Annotated in this window: 19 protein-coding genes; 12 read left to right on the forward strand and 7 right to left on the reverse strand. The window is 42.6% G+C overall.

The window, feature by feature from the left end; all coding sequences use genetic code 11:
- The first annotated feature begins 87 nt into the window (after window positions 1-87).
- From FW759_RS11705 to FW759_RS11715, 3 genes are all read left to right on the forward strand, one after another.
- Window positions 88-648 (forward strand): DUF421 domain-containing protein, encoded by a 561-nt coding sequence (locus FW759_RS11705; RefSeq protein ID WP_446443071.1) that lies wholly within the window; start codon window positions 88-90, stop codon window positions 646-648.
- Between the two features lie 375 nt (window positions 649-1,023).
- The gene (locus FW759_RS11710) at window positions 1,024-1,773 is read left to right on the forward strand and encodes an electron transfer flavoprotein subunit beta/FixA family protein (RefSeq protein ID WP_062843960.1); all 750 of its coding nucleotides are present in this window, start codon (window positions 1,024-1,026) and stop codon (window positions 1,771-1,773) included.
- 132 nt (window positions 1,774-1,905) lie between these two features.
- The gene (locus tag FW759_RS11715) at window positions 1,906-2,838 is read left to right on the forward strand and encodes an electron transfer flavoprotein subunit alpha/FixB family protein (protein ID WP_446443072.1); all 933 of its coding nucleotides are present in this window, start codon (window positions 1,906-1,908) and stop codon (window positions 2,836-2,838) included.
- 95 nt (window positions 2,839-2,933) lie between these two features.
- On the opposite strand, the gene FW759_RS11720 is transcribed toward FW759_RS11715, so the two are convergent.
- Window positions 2,934-3,728: a TrmH family RNA methyltransferase gene (locus FW759_RS11720; protein WP_446443073.1), complete on the reverse strand. Its 795-nt coding sequence runs from the start codon at window positions 3,726-3,728 to the stop codon at window positions 2,934-2,936.
- 131 nt (window positions 3,729-3,859) lie between these two features.
- A complete protein-coding gene (locus FW759_RS11725) occupies window positions 3,860-4,843 on the reverse strand; it encodes a class 1 fructose-bisphosphatase (protein WP_443509164.1) in 984 nt (327 codons plus the stop codon).
- A 385-nt stretch (window positions 4,844-5,228) separates the two neighbouring features.
- Here FW759_RS11725 and FW759_RS11730 point away from each other — a divergent pair, with 385 nt between their 5' ends.
- Genes FW759_RS11730 through FW759_RS11740 form a run of 3 tightly spaced genes read left to right on the forward strand, consistent with a single transcriptional unit; the run spans window position 5,229 to window position 8,114 of the window.
- Entirely contained in the window at window positions 5,229-6,302 is a 1,074-nt protein-coding gene (locus tag FW759_RS11730) for an aspartate carbamoyltransferase catalytic subunit (RefSeq protein WP_062843964.1), read from the forward strand.
- A gap of 59 nt (window positions 6,303-6,361) precedes the next feature.
- Entirely contained in the window at window positions 6,362-7,573 is a 1,212-nt protein-coding gene (locus FW759_RS11735) for a dihydroorotase (protein WP_446443074.1), read from the forward strand.
- Window positions 7,566-8,114, forward strand: a complete 549-nt coding sequence (locus FW759_RS11740; RefSeq protein WP_446443075.1) for a DUF2127 domain-containing protein — start codon at window positions 7,566-7,568, stop codon at window positions 8,112-8,114. The genes FW759_RS11735 and FW759_RS11740 overlap by 8 nt, the downstream gene beginning before the upstream one ends.
- A gap of 259 nt (window positions 8,115-8,373) precedes the next feature.
- Here FW759_RS11740 and FW759_RS11745 read toward each other — a convergent pair whose 3' ends face one another.
- The 3 genes from FW759_RS11745 to FW759_RS11755 form a co-directional block, all read right to left on the reverse strand.
- On the reverse strand, window positions 8,374-9,648 hold the full coding sequence (locus FW759_RS11745) for a cation:proton antiporter (RefSeq protein ID WP_446443076.1): 1,275 nt from the start codon (window positions 9,646-9,648) through the stop codon (window positions 8,374-8,376).
- Between the two features lie 207 nt (window positions 9,649-9,855).
- Window positions 9,856-11,475 carry a DUF2254 domain-containing protein gene (locus FW759_RS11750; protein ID WP_446443077.1) on the reverse strand — a complete coding sequence of 540 codons (1,620 nt, stop codon included), beginning with the start codon at window positions 11,473-11,475 and terminating at the stop codon, window positions 9,856-9,858.
- A 103-nt stretch (window positions 11,476-11,578) separates the two neighbouring features.
- Window positions 11,579-13,168 carry a YihY/virulence factor BrkB family protein gene (locus FW759_RS11755; protein ID WP_446443078.1) on the reverse strand — a complete coding sequence of 530 codons (1,590 nt, stop codon included), beginning with the start codon at window positions 13,166-13,168 and terminating at the stop codon, window positions 11,579-11,581.
- Between the two features lie 313 nt (window positions 13,169-13,481).
- Between FW759_RS11755 and wrbA the strand changes: the two genes are divergently transcribed.
- Window positions 13,482-14,099: an NAD(P)H:quinone oxidoreductase gene (gene wrbA / locus FW759_RS11760; RefSeq protein ID WP_353671021.1), complete on the forward strand. Its 618-nt coding sequence runs from the start codon at window positions 13,482-13,484 to the stop codon at window positions 14,097-14,099.
- 68 nt (window positions 14,100-14,167) lie between these two features.
- Window positions 14,168-14,653, forward strand: coding sequence for a hypothetical protein (locus FW759_RS11765; protein WP_131400426.1), 486 nt, complete (start codon window positions 14,168-14,170; stop codon window positions 14,651-14,653).
- A 112-nt stretch (window positions 14,654-14,765) separates the two neighbouring features.
- Here the strand turns inward: FW759_RS11765 and FW759_RS11770 are convergent, their stop codons facing one another.
- On the reverse strand, window positions 14,766-15,530 hold the full coding sequence (locus FW759_RS11770; RefSeq protein ID WP_446443079.1) for a DUF3108 domain-containing protein: 765 nt from the start codon (window positions 15,528-15,530) through the stop codon (window positions 14,766-14,768).
- 578 nt (window positions 15,531-16,108) lie between these two features.
- On the opposite strand from FW759_RS11770, the gene FW759_RS11775 reads away from it, so the two are divergent.
- Both FW759_RS11775 and groL read left to right on the forward strand, forming a co-directional pair.
- Complete coding sequence (locus FW759_RS11775; RefSeq protein WP_010196840.1) at window positions 16,109-16,399, forward strand: co-chaperone GroES; 291 nt, start codon at window positions 16,109-16,111, stop codon at window positions 16,397-16,399.
- 110 nt (window positions 16,400-16,509) lie between these two features.
- Entirely contained in the window at window positions 16,510-18,159 is a 1,650-nt protein-coding gene (groL, locus tag FW759_RS11780; protein WP_062843971.1) for a chaperonin GroEL, read from the forward strand.
- A gap of 324 nt (window positions 18,160-18,483) precedes the next feature.
- Here the strand turns inward: groL and FW759_RS11785 are convergent, their stop codons facing one another.
- The gene (locus FW759_RS11785; RefSeq protein ID WP_446443080.1) at window positions 18,484-18,939 is read right to left on the reverse strand and encodes an Lrp/AsnC family transcriptional regulator; all 456 of its coding nucleotides are present in this window, start codon (window positions 18,937-18,939) and stop codon (window positions 18,484-18,486) included.
- Window positions 18,940-19,086: 147 nt separating this feature from the next.
- Between FW759_RS11785 and FW759_RS11790 the strand changes: the two genes are divergently transcribed.
- Both FW759_RS11790 and FW759_RS11795 read left to right on the forward strand, forming a co-directional pair.
- Window positions 19,087-20,004 carry a DMT family transporter gene (locus FW759_RS11790; protein ID WP_446443081.1) on the forward strand — a complete coding sequence of 306 codons (918 nt, stop codon included), beginning with the start codon at window positions 19,087-19,089 and terminating at the stop codon, window positions 20,002-20,004.
- 18 nt (window positions 20,005-20,022) lie between these two features.
- Window positions 20,023-21,201, forward strand: coding sequence for an aromatic amino acid transaminase (locus tag FW759_RS11795; RefSeq protein WP_446443082.1), 1,179 nt, complete (start codon window positions 20,023-20,025; stop codon window positions 21,199-21,201).
- The last annotated feature ends 3 nt before the right edge of the window (window positions 21,202-21,204 follow it).

The following is a 21,204-nucleotide window of genomic DNA, read 5'->3' on the forward strand; positions in this document are numbered from 1 at the left end:
AACGATAAAGTGATGGCTGTTAACGGCAAGTGTTATGAAGTGGTAAAAATACCGATGTAAAAAACATGTAAGAAGAAAGGATGTGTTATGAAATGGGAAACTTGGTTCTCAATGGACTGGCCACAAGTGCTAGGTATTTCTCTATCTGCGATAGGGTTTTATATGGGGCTTATGTTGTTCACACGGCTGATGGGACTGCGCAGTTTCTCTAAGCTATCAAGTCATGACTTTGCAATGACAGTGGCTATCGGTAGTATCCTTGCTTCAACGGTAATATCAGATACACCAGCATTGTTGCAAGGGCTGTTTGCAGTGGCTGTATTATTTTTAATACAAGGTGTAATATCGGTCATCAGGCGAAAAGTGAAGCCATTAAAGGCTTTAATCGACAATCAAGCCATTATATTAATGGCGCATGGTGAGTATTTTGGGGATAATCTAAAAGAAGCAAACCTTGCTACCAGTGACGTTCAAGAAGTATTACGTAAAAATGGTATCAAATCCAAAACCGAAGTGTTTGCCGTTATTATGGAAACTACAGGTGATATGAGTGTGATAAAAAATAATGATGTGACACCTGATTGGAGTTTGTTTGATGACGTACGCGACAGTGAGCTATTGATTAAAACTGATAAGCGCTTATCATGATAAAACTTCGGTAATCTGGTAGTTTTAAGAAGATAAATAATAACAAAACGTTAAATGGATAGAGCGTTAGCAATGCTATAAAGGTGTGAAGCGTTAAATATTTAAGCAGAAACGGTGAAGTGATACGCTTATAAACTATTTTTTATAGAATAGTGACAAATTTATGACGCATTATTCACGGCGCTGTCTTGACGTGATGCCTGTGCTCACGCAAGATACATAGGTCTGATAATAATGATTGGCTTGGCTTTAACCTCTGTTTCTGCTGAGCAATCATCACTTTAAGTACAACTTTGAACGACAGTTTGAACAATCCTGAACCTTTGGTTCTTAACTGATCATTTTTAATTCATAACATTAATAAACGAGGAACGTATGAAAGCATTAGTAGCGGTCAAGCGTGTCATTGATTATAACGTGAAAGTTCGTGTAAAAGCTGATAACTCTGGCGTTGATCTATCAAACACTAAAATGTCAATCAACCCATTTGACGAAATTGCGGTAGAAGAAGCGGTTCGCCTAAAAGAAGCGGGCGTTATTGATGAAGTTATTGTGGCATCAATCGGTCCAAAAGAATCGCAAGAGCAAATCCGCGCAGCCTTAGCCCTAGGCGGAGACCGTGGTATTTTAGTCGTGACTGACGAAAAACCATACCCATTGCAAGTTGCTAAAATCCTAAAGAATATTGCTGAAACTGAAAGCACTGATATTATCTTGCTGGGTAAACAAGCCATTGATGATGACAACAACCAAACTGGTCAAATGCTAGCCGCACTGATGGGTATTGGTCAGGGTACTTTTGCTTCAGAAGTGAAAGTTGAAGGCGATAAAGTAAACGTAACTCGTGAAATCGATGGTGGTTTACAAACTGTTTCATTAGCCTTGCCAGCGGTTATCACGACAGACTTGCGCTTGAACGAGCCACGTTATGCAAAATTGCCAAACATTATGAAGGCAAAGAAGAAGCAGCTTGACGAGAAGACACCAGCTGACTTTGGTGTTGATATGACATCCAAGCAAGAGATTATTAAAGTGGTGCCACCTGCTGATCGCAAAGCTGGTATCAAAGTAGGGTCAGTTGATGAGTTGATTGATAAGCTAAGAAATGAAGCAAAAGTCATTTAAGACTTTTTCATAGCCTATCCTGTCCAGTGTTGTAATACTAAAACGAAGCTATATTAAAGCTGAAAGTATAAACAACATTGGACAGAAACAACCAAATGAATAGACGATACAAAAAAATAAAGGATTAAAACCATGGCAATTTTGGTATATGCAGAACATGACAATGCCAGTCTAAAAAAGGCAACTCTAAACACGATCGCTGCTGCTAAACAAATCGGTGGCGATATCCATGTATTGGTTGCAGGTAGTGGCAATCAAGCCGTAGCCGATGAAGCAGCCAAGGCTGAAGGCGTGTCTAAAGTACTATTAGCTGACAATGCTGCTTATGAGCATCAATTGGCAGGTAACATTGCCTTACTAGTGTCTGATATCGCTGGTGATTACAGCCATATCATTGCACCTGCTACTACAACTGGTAAGAACTTCATACCGCGCGTCGCAGCGTTACTTGACGTTAGTATGTTGTCAGAAGTATCTGCTGTCATAGATGCGCAAACATTCGAGCGCCCTATTTATGCAGGTAACGCGACGGCCACTGTTAAAACGTCAGAAGACAAAGTGGTATTGACCGTTCGTACTACCGCTTTTGATCCGGTTGCAAGTGAAGGCGGCTCTGCTACTGTTGAGACGCTTGATAACGTACAAGAAACTGGTAAAGCCAGCTTTGTAAATGAAGAGATGGCCAAATCTGATCGTCCAGAACTCACGTCAGCTGGCATTGTGGTTTCAGGTGGTCGTGCCTTAGCAAATGGTGAAAATTTCACTAAATACATCGAGCCATTGGCTGATAAGTTAGGTGCTGCTGTCGGTGCCTCACGCGCTGCTGTTGATGCAGGTTATGTACCAAATGATATGCAGGTCGGTCAAACTGGTAAGATTGTAGCGCCGCAGCTTTATATCGCTGCTGGTATCTCAGGTGCGATTCAGCATTTAGCGGGTATGAAAGATTCTAAGGTTATTGTGGCTATCAACAATGACCCAGAGTCACCGATTGCTAGTGTGGCAGATTACTTCTTAGAAGCGGATTTGTTTGAGGCATTACCTGAGTTGACCAGCAAAATCTAGGTTGCCAGTAAATGTTCCGCTGACGATTGTTTAAAAAACCCACTATCTGCTGATAGTGGGTTTTTTATATGTAAGACAATTTTAAGGCGTAATGTCTAGGCGTAATGTCGTTGCCGTAAAGTCTCATACAAGCAAAGCGATCCTGCGATTGCGACGTTGAGGCTCTCTTGTCCGTTTGGCTGGGGCAATGCAATAGGGGTGGCGCATTGCATGAGCTCATTACAAACCCCTTGACCTTCATGACCCATAATCCAAGCAATGGGGGCTTTTAAGTCATGCTGATAGATGACCGTATCGGTATGAGAGCTAGTGGCAAACAATGGTGTTTGTACATAATCTAAAATATCCTGTACGCTTAAGCCTTCATAGATAGTGAGGGCAAACTGCGCACCCATACCTGCACGCAAGGTTTTGGGAGACCATGCTTGAGAGGTGGCATTGGTACACAGAATATTGGAGATGCCAACCGCTGCTGCTGTACGTAGTAGCGTTCCAACATTGCCACTATCCTGTACATCATTCAAGATCAAGCAATCCTCTGTTATGGTCGATAAAGTGGGCGTTGGCACCTTGATGACTGCCATGATATCGATGCCAGTACCTAGGTTTCGGATACTTCCATAAAGCGCATCTGAGAGCGTTAAAATAGGTGTGTAGGTTGGTAGGCGCGTTAATACTTGCTGTACCTCAGGATGAGCATGTGCTGACTCGGATAATAGTATTTGGACAAATGGATAGTCACTACGAAGGGCTGCATCAATAAGATGAACACCTTCAATAACTGTCTGACCATGCTTTTTACGCTGGCGCGCTTGCGTCAATAGCGCTTTGACCAGTTTGACTGTCGTATTCTTATCTGAGGTAATCAGCTCGGTGGGATTTGAGACCATAGTGGATCGCTTAGAGAAGAGGATAAAATGAGAATGGTTTGAATAACCAGCATAATGTCATATAAACGTTAGACGTTAGACGTTAGACGTTAGACGTTATACTGGCTGCTATTAATGCACGTTGCAAACAATTATTTTTCAGTATAATTCACATGTAAGTCTTTGACGTAATTGACTTCATTCTTACTACCAAGCACCACAGGTACGCGTTGATGAATATCGTTAGGTTCGATATCTAGAATACGATTGACCGCGTCAGTGGCACCGCCGCCAGCACGTTCAATCAGTAAGCTCATTGGATTGGCTTCATACATCAAACGCAATTTACCGGCTTTATTGGCATATTTGGTGTCAAACGGATAAGTGAACAGACCGCCGCGGCACAAAATACGATGAACGTCACCCACCATAGCAGCCACCCAGCGTGTGTTAAAATCGCGACCGCGCACACCTGTCTCGCCTGCGATTAGCTCATCAATATACTGCTGCATAGGCGCACGCCAATAGCGGTAATTTGAGGCATTGATTGCATATTCGCTGGTATCTGCTGCGATTTGCACATTGTCCTCTATCAGTACATATTCACCTGTATCTGGATCTAAGCTGAACATGACAACCTTGTCTGCTATCGTCAGCGCCAATACGGTAGAGGTACCATATAATAAATATCCTGCTGCAAGCTGCTTGGTACCTGCCTGTAAGTAATCACTGTTTTCGCTCAGTTGGCCTTGACGTTCATACGGTAGAATCGAAAAAATCGTTCCAACGGCCATATTGATATCAATATTTGATGAGCCGTCTAATGGGTCAAACAATACCAGTAAACTACCATCAGCGTTGGCAGGAGTCGCATCGTCCAATTCTTCTGAAGCAACGCCAGCACAATGTGCATTTTTTGCCAAAGCATCTAGTAACAAGTCATTAGCCAATACGTCCAGTTTTTTCTGATCTTCGCCTTGAACGTTCTGATTACCCGCTTCCCCTAAAATATCCGCTAAAGCGCCTTTTCTTAGTAACTGTGAGATGGTTTTACCCACGTCAGTGACGGTCGTAATCACATCATTAAGGGCAGGATTGGCTGCGTGATCGTTGAGATAGTTTGCTAAGGTTGTCATAAGATGTCCTGCTGTATGATAGTGTGAGTAAAAACTAGATCAGTATTAAAAGAAGGAAGGGTTACATGAACCACGTTTAATTTGACAGATTTTGAAATAGCTCATCAGGCAACTTTGTCCTGACCAAAAAATCAGCTACACTATATCTGTTATTATTCATTTATATTTTGATAGGCCTATCCTCTAAGATAGGTGATAAAGGTTGACTTATCTCATTTATAGAGCTGCTAAAGGTATTATACAGTGCCTATTTCTTTAGCGTAAATTGTAGCAAATAAGTGACTGAATGTCCTCGTGTCTGTGCGTATCAACCGTAAGTGCTCGAATAAAAATGAATAAGTGATTACGATAGACTCATATAAACCCACAATAAAGACTTGCCATTATGTCAAATTCTCCCGATAGCAATTCAACACATGCGGTCTTGTCGACTGATTATGCCACACTCGATTCCAATGCCATTCACCAAAAACTCAATACTTCACTGAGTCGTCCACAGCTAAATACTGATGGTAGTATTCGCCATTTTTTGGGTGTTGAAGGTCTGAATAAGGCACAGTTGCAAGCCATTATTGCCAAAGCAGAAACGTTTTTTGATGATAAAGGACAATTGATCAACCGTCCTGAGCTTGAAGGGTATACGGTGATGAATTTGTTTTTTGAGCCATCGACTCGTACCCGTACCACCTTTGAGGTCGCTGAAAAACGTTTGGGTGCCAATGTATTGAATATCGATATCGAACGCTCCAGTACCAAAAAAGGGGAGAGCCTACGCGACACGCTGTGGAATTTGCAAGCGATGACGGCAGACATCTTTGTGGTACGGCATTCGGCCTCTGGCGCCGCACATTTTATGGCCACAGAGGTGACGCCTGATATTGCCATTATCAATGGTGGTGATGGCTGGCATGCCCATCCCACCCAAGGTATGCTCGATATGCTGACCATTCACCGAGAAGCGCCGCGCCCATTTGAAGAGCTGTCAGTGGCTATCGTTGGTGATATCAAGCATTCACGAGTAGCACGCTCTGATATTAGTGCTTTGCAGACTCTAGGTGTTAAGGATATTCGTGTCTGTGCGCCGCTTACGTTATTGCCTAAAGGAATTGAGCGTTATGGGGTAAACGTTTATGAAAATATGAATGAGTGCGTGACGGACTGCGATGTCATCATGGGATTAAGAATTCAAAATGAGCGTATTGGTTCGCCGTTATTAGCGTCGTCGAGTGAGTATTATAAACACTATGGTATTACGCCTGAGCGCGTGGCACTTGCCAAACCTGATGCGTTGGTCATGCATCCTGGGCCGATGAATCGCGGCGTTGAGATTGCGTCGAGCGTGGCTGATGGGGCGCAGTCGGTGATCTTAAAGCAAGTGAATAACGGCATTGCTATTCGTATGGCCGTGTTATCACTAGCGATGGAAGGTCAACGCGCGCATCAGGCTGGCAACCGTTAATAGTTTGCTCGCCACTTTATTCTTATTTCTTTTATTTTATTGATACGGTAATAACGCTCATGTCTACTATGCTCAATACTGAAGCACCGATACTTGACCACCTTCCTCAAACCATTAAGAACGCTCTGCCAAATACTGTCACAGACAAACTGGCTTCAATCGGAACTGAGCGTGAAATGTGGTTACTACCTCCATTGGTTGATTTGTGCGCGCGCTTACGTGAACCGGGTCAACAGCAACACGGTACGCTAGAATCAGAAGGTCGCGCGGCTCGTGGCAATGGCTTTTTGCATGTGGTGATTCCACCTGACACCAATCCTATCCTAGAAAATGGGTCTTTGTTAAAAGGCTTGCGTGAGCGTGCGCTGGATGATGGTGGCATTTACTTACATATTTTGGGTGCATTGACCGCTGGGTTAGAAGGCGAGCAACCCTCCAATATTGCAGGCTTAAAAAAAGGCGGCTGTATCGCTGTCTCTAACGCGCGCAGACCATTCCGTAATGATTTGGTGTTGTTACGTACTCTAGAATATGCAGCGACGTTTGGCATGAAAGTCTTCTTTTATCCAGATGAGCCAAGCTTGTCGGGAGATGGGGTCGCGCATGAGGGTTATATTGCGTCTTATCATGGGTTACAGGGTATTCCATGGATTGCTGAAACGGTGGCGTTGTCTACCCAGTTATTGATGGTTGAAGAGACAGGAATTGCAGCGCATTTTAGCCAATTGTCGTGCAAATCCTCCATCGAGCTGATGCGCTGGGCAAAAGACAAAGGTCTGCCCGTGACTTGTGATGTGGCCATGCATCAACTCTATTTGACAGATGACAATTTAGAAGGGTTTAACGCACAAGCCTATGTGTTACCACCACTACGCAGTAATACTGACCAACAAGCCATTCGACGGGGTCTAAAAGATGGCACGATTGATGCGATTTGTAGTCATCACGAACCACTAAATAGCACAGCTAAAAAAGCGCCGTTTGCTGAGAGTACACCTGGTATCTCAAACTTTGATACGTTTATGGCGCTGGCTTGTCAGCTGGTGCATGATGAAGTCCTTACGTTAGAGCAACTGGTAGATAAAATTTGTTTGAATCCTGCTAAAATTGCTGGGATCAGTGAGCAGTACGAGAAAATTGGTGGGGCTATATTGGTTGATCCTAATATAGAATGGCAAGTGACAGCACAATCTATGCTATCAAGCGGCAAAAACACGCCATTTTTTAACCAACAACTACAAGGCCGTGTTGTGGAGACTTTCTTTGGCTAATTTGCCCCGACAAGATGACAATCTGCTGCCATCCTCGAAGGATTATGAGCCGAATTTACGTGACCAGCATGAAAGCCCGCGCAGTACTTCTAGTGAGTCCATCAAAGCGGTGGCAATCTATGAGGTGGTTAAAGGAGTGGGCGCACTGCTAGGGGCAATGGCGTTATGGTCGTGGCATACCAATCTTGATCATTGGTTGACAATGATTGCAGATTTTTGGCAGCGAAGATTCGGTCAGCTATTGGCACCTCAAGTGGACAGTGCCGTACAAGTTGCTCAACAAGCAAGCAAAAATTGGCCAGTATTTTTAATATTGATTGTGGCTTATGCCAGTTTACGCTTCGTTGAAGCTTATGGGCTGTGGCAGGACAGAACATGGGCGTATTGGTTTGGTGTGCTTGGCTACGGTATATTTATCCCTATTGAGCTTTACTATCTGCTAGCCAATCCGTTTGATTGGTTTAACTTTGGCATCTTGGTCTTAAATGTTTTGATCGTTATTGTGGTATATCGTAATATGAAGCGAAAGGGTTTGATATAGAACATCGTAGACATTGAAATGTGGTTAATACGCTTCAAAATTTACCAAAAAGCCAGCATAGACGATATTCTATGCTGGCTTTTTATAATGAGTTCGGTATAAAACCGATACAGCGTGACTGGAATAGGTTTTTTGCAGTCTATGTTTGCGAAGGCACAGCAAGCCAAAAAATTCATTCCAGTTCAGCGTTGTCTTATAATGTATCTGTTTTATTTAGACTCGACTATACTGCAAATGCTTTTTGGTACAGAGATTTTATTTATACGCTGGCTTTTTTGTCATCAGGACGAATACTTTTTGCCACTCGGCCAACACTCAACCCTTGTACCAAAATAGAGAATATGACGACGGCGTAAGTAAGTGCCAATAAAATATCGCGCTCATCGCCCATCGGTAACTGCAATGCTAAAGCGACTGAGATACCGCCACGCAGTCCGCCCCATGTCAATACTTTCCAAGCCCCAGTTGGCAAATCCAGTTGACGATGAAAGGTTTTGGTGGTCATTCCCACGACAATGAAACGTGCCATCAAGGCAATGATGATGGTCAATGCGCTTGCGATAAATAAATTGCTTGAATATACAATCATTACCACTTCTAGACCAATGAGAACAAACAAGATAGCGTTTAAAATCTCATCAACCAATTCCCAAAACAAATCGATGTAATGCCGCGTCTTATCACTCATCGCAAGCGCTCGCCCACGATTGCCAACCATGAGACCGACCATAACCATAGCAAGTGGGCCTGATAAATGCCAGTGACTGGCCAATGCATACCCACCGATGACGCCCGCTAGGGTGAGCAATACCTCTTCTTGATAACTGTCAATGCTCTTTAACAAGTAATACAAGATTGCCCCAAGTACCAAGCCAAAAAGAATACCACCACCAGCTTCAACTGCTAATGTATGTGCTACATAATTGACCGTTGGGATGTCGCCACTGGCTAAGATGCCAAGCAACAACACAAAAATAACCACGCCAATACCATCGTTAAACAATGATTCGCCAGAAATAACAGTTTCAACGCTTTTTGGTGCGCCAGCTGAAGCAAGAATACCCATGACCGCAATAGGATCGGTGGGCGATATCAGAGCCCCAAACAGTAAACACCAAATAAAAGGTAAACCAAACCCAAATAGGGGCAACATAAAATAAATAGCAATGGCAATGAGCAAAGCCGATACGATGGTGCCAAGCCCTGCAAGAATGCCAATCGGCAGCTTATAACGTTTTAAATCACCAATGTTGACATGTAAAGCGCCTGCAAATAACAGCATGGAGAGCATGCCATCTAATAATACTTCGGTAAAATCAAGCTGCTCTAATAGACTGACCTCATAATCAATGAGCTGATCAAACCCCAAAAAGCCTAAAAATATCGCTCCGATAGACAACAAGATGGAAATAGCCATGACACCAATCGTGGTCGGTAGGCCAATAAAGCGATGATTGATATAAGACAGTGAAGCAGTAATCGATAAAAATATGGCGCTGATTTCAAGAATAGTGAGGCTGTTTGCAGTGGCCATAAAGTGGGTCTCGTATAAATATGAAATTACCTTAAGCCTAGGACTTATAGTAATTAAGCCTAGGACTTATAGTAATTAAGCCTAGGACTTATAGTAATTAAGCCTAGGACTTATAGTAATTAAGCCTAGGACTTATAGTAATTAAGCCGGCATCTTTGTATAAGTCATAACATTATACAAGTCTGAGGATTGCCAGTCGTGTAATGATTAGCTTGATTGTGTTTGTAGCGACTGACGAATGTGAGCGGCAAAATCGCTGGTATAATGGAAGTGCTTGTGTTGGGCGTCCTCATCAAGAATGAATTGCTTTGCTTGTTGGCACATCTCCATCAAATCATCCACCAATTCTTGATAGCTTAAATTTTCTTCTCCTGCCCGTTTAATCAACTCGAGCTCATGCAGGAGCGTTTGTTGCTGGGCATGATTGACGCAAGAATAATTTAGATTGACCATTGCCTGACACAAGGCTTTTAATACCATCAGATCCGTTGCCGCATAACGACGTATCTCACCAAGCGATATATTGATAAAGTCCAAGATCGTAGGTATATAAGTCACCACCGCCAATATGGAAAGGCGTTGTGCTTGGTCTATGGTCTCTGACGTTTCGTTTTCTTGCGTTGGAACATGAAAGTGATAAGAAGTGGGTGGCTGACGGCGCATCATGATACTCAGGCAACTTGTCAAAGACTGTACACAGTTGACGGCCGTCTTTGGATCGTTGATACCAGGAGACAAAGCTCGCACAGCAATCTCAGTCATTTGACTTAAGCTATAAGAGATATCATTAGAATGTGACAATCGTTGTTCGAGTCGTATACAGCCTGCAAACCGCTGCCAAAATTCGCCATCAGGTGCGCGCGGCAAAACAGCCAAATGAGGCAAGTCTGTGATTTTCTGGTTGCTGGCATGATCGGCTGGTCGTTGGTAAAAATACCCAATAACGTTTTGGTTGGTAACATAATCACCCGTATTGACTTGTATTTGTACCACGCCGCCATACTCTTGAGTCAGAGTGATCAGTGACTCAAGATAGATTTGTTGAACATAACCTGAGCTTGATGGGTAAATGGGTGTCGAAGACCATGTATGAAACGTCTGAAGGTCTTGATGTTCAATATCACGCTGATGTTGAATCTCGCAACGATCGCTATACCAATAGTGAATATTTTTAATGGCTTCATTACTGGCACCTTGAATGACATGTGATGCTTGAATGGCGTGAACCATATGTTGGACAAAGTAAACCAGTAAAAGCGCACAAATAATAGCCATGATAATGGCAAAAGTCACTGCTAATTGCGGGACACCAAAGTCGACGTCGTACTTATGAATAGACTTTAGTACGAGCAAGCTATAACTAAAGGTGCCAATAAAAGCACCCAATACAAACTGGTTTGGTGTATCTGTCAAAAAATTGCGCAATAACCGTGGACCAAACTGAGACGAGGCCATGGATAGTACAGCAATGGTAATAGAAAACGTGGTCCCTGCTACGCCTAAAACGGCTCCTGCAATCGACGTCATGATAGCGCGTGCAGCATCATCATTACCGGTAAACGCAAACGTAATCTTCCTCACCGCTTCCCGATCAAAATATTGATCAATCGTCAATAATAAAGGCGCAAGTAACAGTCCTGCAAGTACGCAGGCCGTTGGAATAAACCAGTAAGAGCCGATAAGTTGCTGCCACAAATTTCTAAGTCGATCCGGTAAATCCGTCAATGTCTGGAGCGACCATAGCTGAATGAACGACTTGGGTATATTTTGAACCCTATCAAAAAATCGCATCCACAAGCTTTTTGTCTCGTCTTTATTTACTGTCATAAGCTAAAAAATATCCAAAAATAATCATACAATAGAGATAAGGCTTGTTTGCCATGTTATCAGTCTGTTTTGAGCCTCATACTATATTGAGCTCTACATCAGTTCAGGCTTTTTTATTTGGCTGATAAGGCTGGGGGTTATCCGCTTCAGTAATGATAGAACGTTTGTGAACATCGCGTCTGGTAGTATCTGTCTCAGAATGGTGTGTGTCATGAACCTTGTTGGCGTCCATAGGAATCAATATTTCATTATTATGCTCGTCATACTCGACATCGCTTTCTTTATCATAAGTCGCAGGATCAAAGTGTGGCGACTTTTCGAGATTTGAAGGGGACTTCGAGGCAGAACTGACTGATGGTGTCTTGGTATTGGTCTTTCTAAACAAATTATTTTTATGACCTTTGAGCGCGTTTTCTTCATCGGAGTCGGCTTTTTTACGCGGTTCACTGTCGGCAAAAATAGTACTCAGAGGCAGGTTTAATTGTTGTTTAGCATAAGATTCAGTATTCTCAAAACGCGCGACCAAAAGGCTTAGCCAAGGTTTTTGATCTTCTATTGTCATCTCATCGAATTCATCTTTGATCGGCAAAGGGTAGGGTAACGTACGATAAAAATCCCACAATGTCATTTTGCTCAAGTCTCTTTTGAGCACATAATCATCATCTTCGGTCATGGTAATGAGATTACTGTCTTGTAGATAGTTGATATAGGTATACCATTTTGGCAGCTCCTTACGTCCCAATACATTACGCAGCGCCTGTTCGCTGACAGCCTCACCTTTTAGATGGTGCGTATATACCAAGTTGAGCATGTCAAGCAAACTGAGTAACGGGTGACGAGGATACACCTCTTCGGTCTCAAAAATCGTTAAGGTATAACTAATCTCAACACCCAATAAAATCAGGTTCCATGATAAAAAGATCCATAATAAAAAGATGGGTAGGGCAGCAAAAGCGCCATAAATCGCTTCATAACTGGTAAAGTTGGCCATTACAGTACCGAAAAGGTACTTCATCAATTCAAATACAATGGCCACAAATATACCTGCAATAGCGGCGTTCTTTGCAGGTACACGCGCTTTAGGAATGAACCAATACATTCCAATGAAGCCCGCCAACGTAATACCAATCGATACGGCTTGTACCCAAAAAGACCAATCGATACCATAACCTGCGATCTGTCGGTTTAGAAAACTTAGGCTCTGTACCGTACTTGACGCGATAAAGGCAGTGCCTAATACTAAGGGCCCCATAGTCACGATGGTCCAATAACGCATCATGCTTTTGATACCGCCTGACCGATTTTCTACCCGCCATATTTGATTAAATGCGCGCTCGATGGTTGTCAGCGTCATGATGGTCGTTAGAAATAAAATGAGGGCACCGATGATGGTCAGATTAGACGATTTTTCAGCGAAACTATTGATATACTCGCTAACTTGCATACTCGAGCGCGGTAGTAAATTACTATAAATGACCTCATAGATTTGTGCTCTGACCGATGACAATGCAGGCACAGATGATAGAATCATCAACAGTACCGTCAATATAGGCACAATGGACAACATCGTGGTGTACGTCAGTGATGCTGCCTTTTGCTGGCAATTGTCTTCAAAAAAATGCCGCGTTAAAAATCGCAAAAATTGAAACCAGCGTTGATTCAAAAACGGGATTTTTTTTATTAAGTTTTCCATGTCGACCATTTAGCAAGCAATAAAGTGACAATAGTGTAACAAAGATACGCCGTTATCTTCTGCCCTTTAATTGTGTCAAAATGCACAGTAGGGACTACTATCGGCTCTTAAGCGCTACAATATGAAGCAAGGTGGTTTGCATGTCAGGGAAAGACTCGGGCATAATGTATACGCAATTCTATGGTGCAAACGGCTGACTATGAATTGATATATGACAGGTCAATAATGGTCTGATTGGCAAACATAAAAATAAGCCGATGTAGACGATGGTTATCAATAATAACGTGAACGATTTTATGAGGAAGTGTTGCTAATGAGTCAGACTGTCCCTTATGTTTTGGTACTCTATTATTCCAGTTATGGTACGACTAAAACATTAGCCTATGCTATCGCTCAAGGTATTGAAGATGCGGGAATGAACGCACGTATCCGCACTGTACCAACAGTGGCCCCTGAAACCACGGTAAATAAGCCTGCGATACCAGACGAGGGTGATCTTTATTGTACGATGGATGATCTAAAAAATTGTAGCGGTCTTGCGCTCGGTAGCCCAACGCACTTTGGTAATATGGCTGCGCCTATGAAGTATTTTTGGGACAATACGGTGACGCTATGGCTGGCAGGTAATTTACAAAATAAACCAGCGTCCGTGTTTACTGCCACAGGTTCGATGCATGGTGGTCAAGAGACGACATTGCTGACAATGATGTTACCATTGATACATCACGGCATGATTATTCTTGGTGTACCTTATGGAGAACCAGCTCTAAATCGTACAGATCGAGGTGGCACGCCTTATGGTGCCAGTCATGTTAGTGGGGCTGCGCATGATCAACCAATCACTGCCGATGAGCGTGAGCTGGCAATCGCTCAAGGTCACCGTTTGGCCATTAGTGCAACTGCTTTGGCACAAGCCAACTGGCGTCGTTAAGCCACTATCATATGGTGATATGAGAATAATGAAGCACTGCGTTATTAATTAGGAAATAAATATATCCAATGGTTACCAACCACTCCGATAGCGAGACAAATATTACCCCGCCTGAAAAAAGAGTAGGCAAACCTGCTAAGGCTAAAAAACCTATTGCTCCCATTCGTCAGCGTTTGCTGATGACTTGGTTAGCTTGGCTGATTTATAGGCTCATTGGATTGCCTGTTTTTATTAGCGTTTTTAATCCGAGCAATCCTGACATTGTTGGTGGTGTCGCATGGCAAGCATTGTGGTTAGTGCCCGCCTTTATCTTGACGCCATGGATAGTACGAGGACGCTCGCCTTATGCATTGTTAATAGCCAGTATGTTTACCTTGGTGTATTTGGGTGCCAGTGGTGTGGTGTTATTTACACGTGCTTATGGTAGTAGTTGGGCTGAGATAGGCGTTTATTTAATCGACTTCTTGTTATTATTGGGGATTAACATTTGGTTGTTTATTTTACTCAAACGTTTGCCCTCGATGAACAACGTGGTAAAACAGCCGCGTTCATAAGGATCAATCCTCCCATACAAAAAAGCGGCACTCTAATATAGAGCGCCGCTTTTTTATTGCCTATCCTCTTGAGATAAAAAATCTTAAACCTTCAAAGGGATAGCTGCTTTTATTAATTGACTTTGGTTAATTCTAAGTCCATTTTTTTACCATCATTAATTTGGCTGACTTTTACAGGTAAGTAATCCAAACTTGGGGCTAGCCAAAAGCTGGTAGAGCGACTGTCATCTTCATGGATACGGTCAACACGTACCGTATCAAAGGTACCAGCTGGTACGGTGATTTTGGTATTACCAGACTTCTTAAAAGGGGTTTTTTCTATTTTGTCTTTTTTTGCCATGTAATAATTGCCAGAGAATTTGCCATTCAGTAGGTCTTGGCGAATTTGCACTTCGAGGCTCAAGTCATCAAATGCTTGTTGTGCCATATTCATGGTCGTTGTTTTGCCCTTATAAGTGCTCGTAACTTTTTTGGCACTTGGGTTAAAGTTTAGCTTATGAGTACGACCAAGACCGAGCAGTTTATAGGTAGTTTGGGCTTGAGTTGGCACGACATTATTACCGTTAATGGTAAACGTACTGCTTTGTGCGGCACTTGCCACGCCTGCAACTCTGGCATTCACATTGTACTTCCACGTATTACCTGACTGGTTTAGCGTGCGAGTCGCGGTTCCTTTATATTTGTCTTCTACGGTAAAACTATAATTGGCACTTGAAGGTTGTACGGTCTTTGCGTTAGCAAGTGTAGGGGCAGTCATACTTAAAGCTCCGATAGCAGCAATACTGGTGCCTGTGGTCAAGGCAGTCAAAATCTTAGACTTGCTGCGCTGTTTGTCATTAGTGATAAGAGATGCTTTGTTCATTGATAAAAATCTCATGAATGTTCCTTGATCGGTTTTTATAAGACATATTAGATTTTGATGGGAATTTTTTTAATAGCGTTGGGCTGTTTTAATAACTTTGACACCTATAATGGCCATGTCTGGCTACCTTTTCAAGAGTAGCCAGTCATCTTGTCGTTTGGCTCTTGTAGCCAATGTTACCATTAAAGCCGGAACCGTTGGTTTCATAACAAGTGGCGCATTATCAACATAATGAAAATCGATACATAGAGTATCAGACAGATTCTACAGCTCGTTCACTGGTTTGTTTCATAGCGTTATCACCATTTTTATTTAAGGGATTTTCGACAAGTGGATTTTTGAATTTTGTGAAATGCGAAAAGCGAGACAATCTTTCAAACTTTCAAAGATACAAAAAACAAGGGTACAAAAAATCTTGTAAATTTTTGAGCTTTACACTTGAACCGCACTTGTCCTGCCCCCACTTTTTGTAACAAGCTCAAGGCTTATCTTTAGAATACTGTTTTATACAGAACTTCTGATAGATATTGGCATTGAGAGTATTTATTCAAATAAACCCTTAATTCAAATAACCAATTTTTGGAGTCATATCGATGAACATTCGTCCTTTACATGACCGTATTGTCGTCCGCCGCATAGAAGAAGAGACAAAAACTGCTGGTGGTATTTTACTTCCTGGTTCAGCCCAAGAAAAACCATCACAAGGTGAAGTGCTGGCAACAGGTAATGGTCAAATTCGTGACAATGGCGAAACGCGCGCATTAGATGTAAAAGCTGGCGACAAAGTTTTGTTCGGTCAATATGCTGGTCAAACAGTGAAAGTTGACGGTGAAGAATTATTGATTATGAAAGAATCTGACGTATTGGGCGTGTTAGAAGGCTAATGGTTTAACAGCATATTTTGGCTGACCATTTTTTAGCTAAAAATACTCATAACCATACGAACGAATCATTCAATTGTATTCTCATACTTATAATAATGGAGTAATTTACCATGGCAAAAGACGTAAAATTCGGCATTGATGCCCGTAAACAAATGATGGACGGCGTAAACGTCCTAGCAAACGCAGTACGTGTTACTCTAGGCCCTAAAGGCCGTAATGTGGTTATCGATAAATCATTTGGCGCACCAACCATCACTAAAGATGGTGTCTCGGTTGCCAAAGAAATCGAGCTTGAAAACAAATTTGAAAACATGGGCGCGCAGCTCGTTCGTGAAGTCGCTAGCCGTACAAATGATGTCGCTGGTGATGGTACGACTACTGCAACGGTATTGGCTCAGTCAATCTTGCAAGAAGGCATGAAGTCAGTCGCTGCTGGCATGAACCCAATGGATCTTAAGCGCGGTATCGACAAAGCCGTTCGCGCAGCCGTTAAAGAAATCCATAACTTATCAACCCCTGCTGATGACGAAAAAGCCATTGCGCAAGTAGGTTCTATCTCTGCTAACTCAGATACCAAAATCGGTGAGTTGATTTCGCAAGCGATGCAAAAAGTCGGTAAGCAAGGTGTTATTACGGTTGAAGAAGGTTCAAGCTTTGAAGATACCCTAGAAGTTGTCGAAGGTATGCAGTTTGACCGTGGTTATATCAGCCCGTACTTTGCAAACAAACAAGACAGCCTGACTGCTGAATTTGAAAACCCATATATCTTGCTTGTTGACAAAAAAATCAGCAACATCCGTGAGATCGTGCCATTACTTGAGCAGGTCATGCAGCAGAGCAAGCCATTGCTTATCATAGCTGAAGACGTAGAAAACGAAGCATTGGCAACTCTAGTTGTGAACAACATGCGTGGCGGCTTAAAAACTTGTGCCGTTAAAGCACCAGGTTTTGGCGATCGTCGTAAAGCCATGCTAGAAGACATCGCAACGCTAACTGGCGGCACCGTAATTTCTGAAGAGATTGGTCTAAGCCTAGAGACTGCAACTCTTGAGCAATTGGGTACAGCTAAAAAAGTCACTGTTGGTAAAGAAAACACCGTGATCGTTGATGGCGCTGGTAACAAAGCTGACATCGAAAACCGTGTTGAGTCTATCAATCGTCAGATCGCAGAGTCTACTTCTGATTACGATAAAGAAAAGCTACAAGAGCGCGTTGCGAAACTAGCAGGCGGCGTAGCAGTAATCAAAGTTGGTGCAGCCACTGAAACTGAAATGAAAGAGAAAAAAGACCGTGTTGACGATGCGCTACATGCAACTCGTGCCGCGGTCGAAGAAGGTGTTGTACCTGGCGGCGGTGTTGCATTGGTTCGTGCCATGAATGCATTGTCTGAACTAAAAGGCGACAACGATGACCAAGATGCTGGTATCAACATCCTACGTCGTGCCATGGAAGCCCCATTACGTCAAATCGTAACTAACGCTGGCGAAGAAGCATCAGTCGTAGTGAATGAAGTGAAAAATGGTACGGGTAACTATGGTTACAATGCGGCCTCTGGTGAATACGGCGATATGCTTGAGATGGGTATCCTTGACCCAGCAAAAGTATCACGCTCAGCACTAGAGAACGCTGCCTCTGTTGCTGGTCTCATGCTAACGACTGAAGCCATGATTACTGACCTACCAGAGAAAGATGATGGTATGGCTGGCATGGGCGGTGCTGGTGGAATGGGCGGTATGGGTGGAATGGGCGGCATGATGTAATTTATGCCTTAACTGAATTTGTACGACGTTGTTAACCTCGTTCGATGTACTATAAGTACAATTTTTACTCGGTTGCCTAGTCGTACTGCTTCAGTCAACCCATAAAATACTTTTCACTATAAATATAACTACTGTAGTAAAAGTGTTTTAACTACCAAAATCCCTGCTATCGAAAGATAGTAGGGCTTTTTTATGCGGTTTTATTTTTTATTCTAACTGCTTTAGCAAACATAGTTAGGTGAAGTTTGATTATATTCACTTTCATACCAAGTGTCTTTGTAGTCCAAAAAAACTGTGATTACCCCTAATCCGCATGAAAAAATCTCACACAAAAATAGGTAAAGTCGTCTTATTAATGACCTTTCTCACCGATAAATGAGTGTGTATGTCTTTTACGCTAGCAAGCTTATGTAGCTTACGTGTGAACCGCTCATAACCATCAAGATTGGGGCTCACTACTTCTAATAAATAATCGTAAGAACCCGACACCACATGTCCATTAATCACCTCGTCCATATCGGATAGGGCTTTTTCAAAGGTTGCAATAGAGTCTTCTTGGTGGCTGTTGAGACTGACCTCCACAAAGAAACTCATGACAATACCTGCTTTGGTTTTATTTACGTTCGCTTGATAGTTCTCTATATAACCCTCATCTTCCAAACGTTTTAGGCGCCGCGCACAAGGAGATGGCGACAGCCCTATACGTTCGGCCAGTTCCGCCGTAGATAAGCGCGCTTTTTTCTGGAGCACTTCCAAGATATGACGATCTATTTTGTCCATAATTTACCTTTTGGATTTTTAAGCCAATAATTTTGATTTAATTAGCATTATCCACCAAATATTTGTAAAATTGCAATGAATAAATAGAGATAAAAGCGCGTATTTTAATCGATAATTGGTCTTTGCATACCAGTATAAGACACGACTATGAATACGATATTTCAGCCCTCATTACGCAAAAACCCTTTGTTTATAATGTCGCCACTAACCAAAGGCTATGTGGCTATGAGCGTTGTATTGTTGATTTGGTCAGGATTTGCATTAACTGTGCGAGCGGTTGGGGAGTCGTCGCTAAGCATTGCCGATGTCATGCTCATTCGCTTTAGTGTACCGCTGGTTTTGTTGACCCCTTGGGTACTATCTAGTTGGCATGAAATCAAAAATATAAGACTGCCAGACATCATGTTTATTTTATTTGGCGGCGTACCTTTTCTTCTGTTGGCGGCTTTTGGTGCAAGTACGGTGCCAGCAGCTTACATGGGTACTATTTTGACAGGGACACCAGTCTTCTTTGCAGCCTTACTGTCTTTTATTTTTTATCGTCAGCGAATATCATTAAGAAAATTTGCCACATTAATGCTTATTCTCTTTGGTATCGCTACGATGATTGGCGGGCATGCACAGGCAATACCGAATAGTCTTCTGTACGGTGTAGGGTTATTATTGATGGCAAGTCTGATTTGGGCGGGTTATACCTTAGGGTTAAAAAGTACCAAGTTAAGTCCAATAGCTATCGCTATCGTGCTCTCTTATACCTCGTTTTTTCTGACATTAGTGATGGTTCTGTCTGGCATTATGGAGACGAATATAGGTTTTGTATCTTTTGATGAAGCGCTTCCATTTATCCTAATACAAGGACTTGGTGTAGGGGTGGTATCAACCATTGCATTTTCTTATGCTGTCAAACAGTTAGGCTCCATTCGTACCTTATTACTTGGCTCGTTGTCCCCAGGACTAACTGCCATACTCGCTGCGCTGATACTCAATGAGTCTCTATCAGTCATCATGATATGCGGCATCGTACTCAGTACCATTGGTGTTATCTTGTCCAATCGAGCGAAATAAATTAATTAAGGAAGTATCATGATGTTAAATAATATGCCTATTATCAATGGTGATCCACTATGGGCATTGTTGGGTAGGTTTCGTGCTGACCAGCGCAAACATAAAATAGATCTATTGGTTGGTGTCTATCGAGACGAGCATGGCAATACGCCTGTAATGAAAACCGTGCAAGATGCAGAAATACATCTTGCTCATCGAGCCCATTCAAAGGCCTACGGCATGCTATCGGGTAACGCTAATTTTAATCAACAAATGGCAAAATTTGTATTAGGTGACAGTCGAAGTCTAAACAACCAATGCACGATTCAGACGGTTGGGGCATCAGGTGCATTACGACTCATTGCTGACTTAATCGCCATACTCTCTCCAGATTCAACCGTTTGGATCAGTGACCCTGGCTATATCAATCATCGTCCGCTGATGGAAGGTGCTGGGTTAACGGTTAATACATATCCATGGCAAAATAAAAATGGACAATTAGATATTGATGCGTGTTTTGCCGCGCTAGAAAAAGCAAAAGAAGGAGACGTGTTGTTATTACATGCGTGTTGCCACAATCCTACCGGCATAGACCCTTCTTTAGAGCAGTGGCAACGGTTTTCTGATAAATGTAAACAGAAAAATATTGTGCCATTTATTGATATGGCGTATCAAGGTTTTGGAGATGATCCCGATACCGATGCTGCAGGGCTTCGTCTAATCATTAAAGACTCTGACTTTGCATTTATCGCCGCCAGCTGTTCAAAAAATATGGGTCTATACAATGAGCGTACTGGTATTGCCACGGTGATGACGACGAACCATGAGCGTCACGCAGATATACAGACACTCTTAGAAACCATCACACGCGCCAACTACTCCATGCCGCCCAATCACGGTGCCGCAGTTGCTTCTTATTTGCTAGACAAACCAGACGCTTGGCTAGTCGAGCTGGCAAGCTACCGTGGTAGGGTGGATACTATTCGCCAAGCGTTAGGCAAAGCCTTAAAAGATAGGGATGCACCCGCAGAGTTTTTGGACATCTCGCATCAAAAAGGTATGTTTTCTCTATTACCGCTAACAGAAAATCAAATGCTCATATTGCAAGATGAGTTCGCGATTTATGGCATGCCAAATGGCAGAATCAATATTGCAGGTTTGAAAATGACGGAAATTCCCCAACTGACTGACGCTATCATGTCGATTATTTCACGTTAAAGA

It is taken from the genome of Psychrobacter sp. 1176_08 (assembly GCF_052850615.1).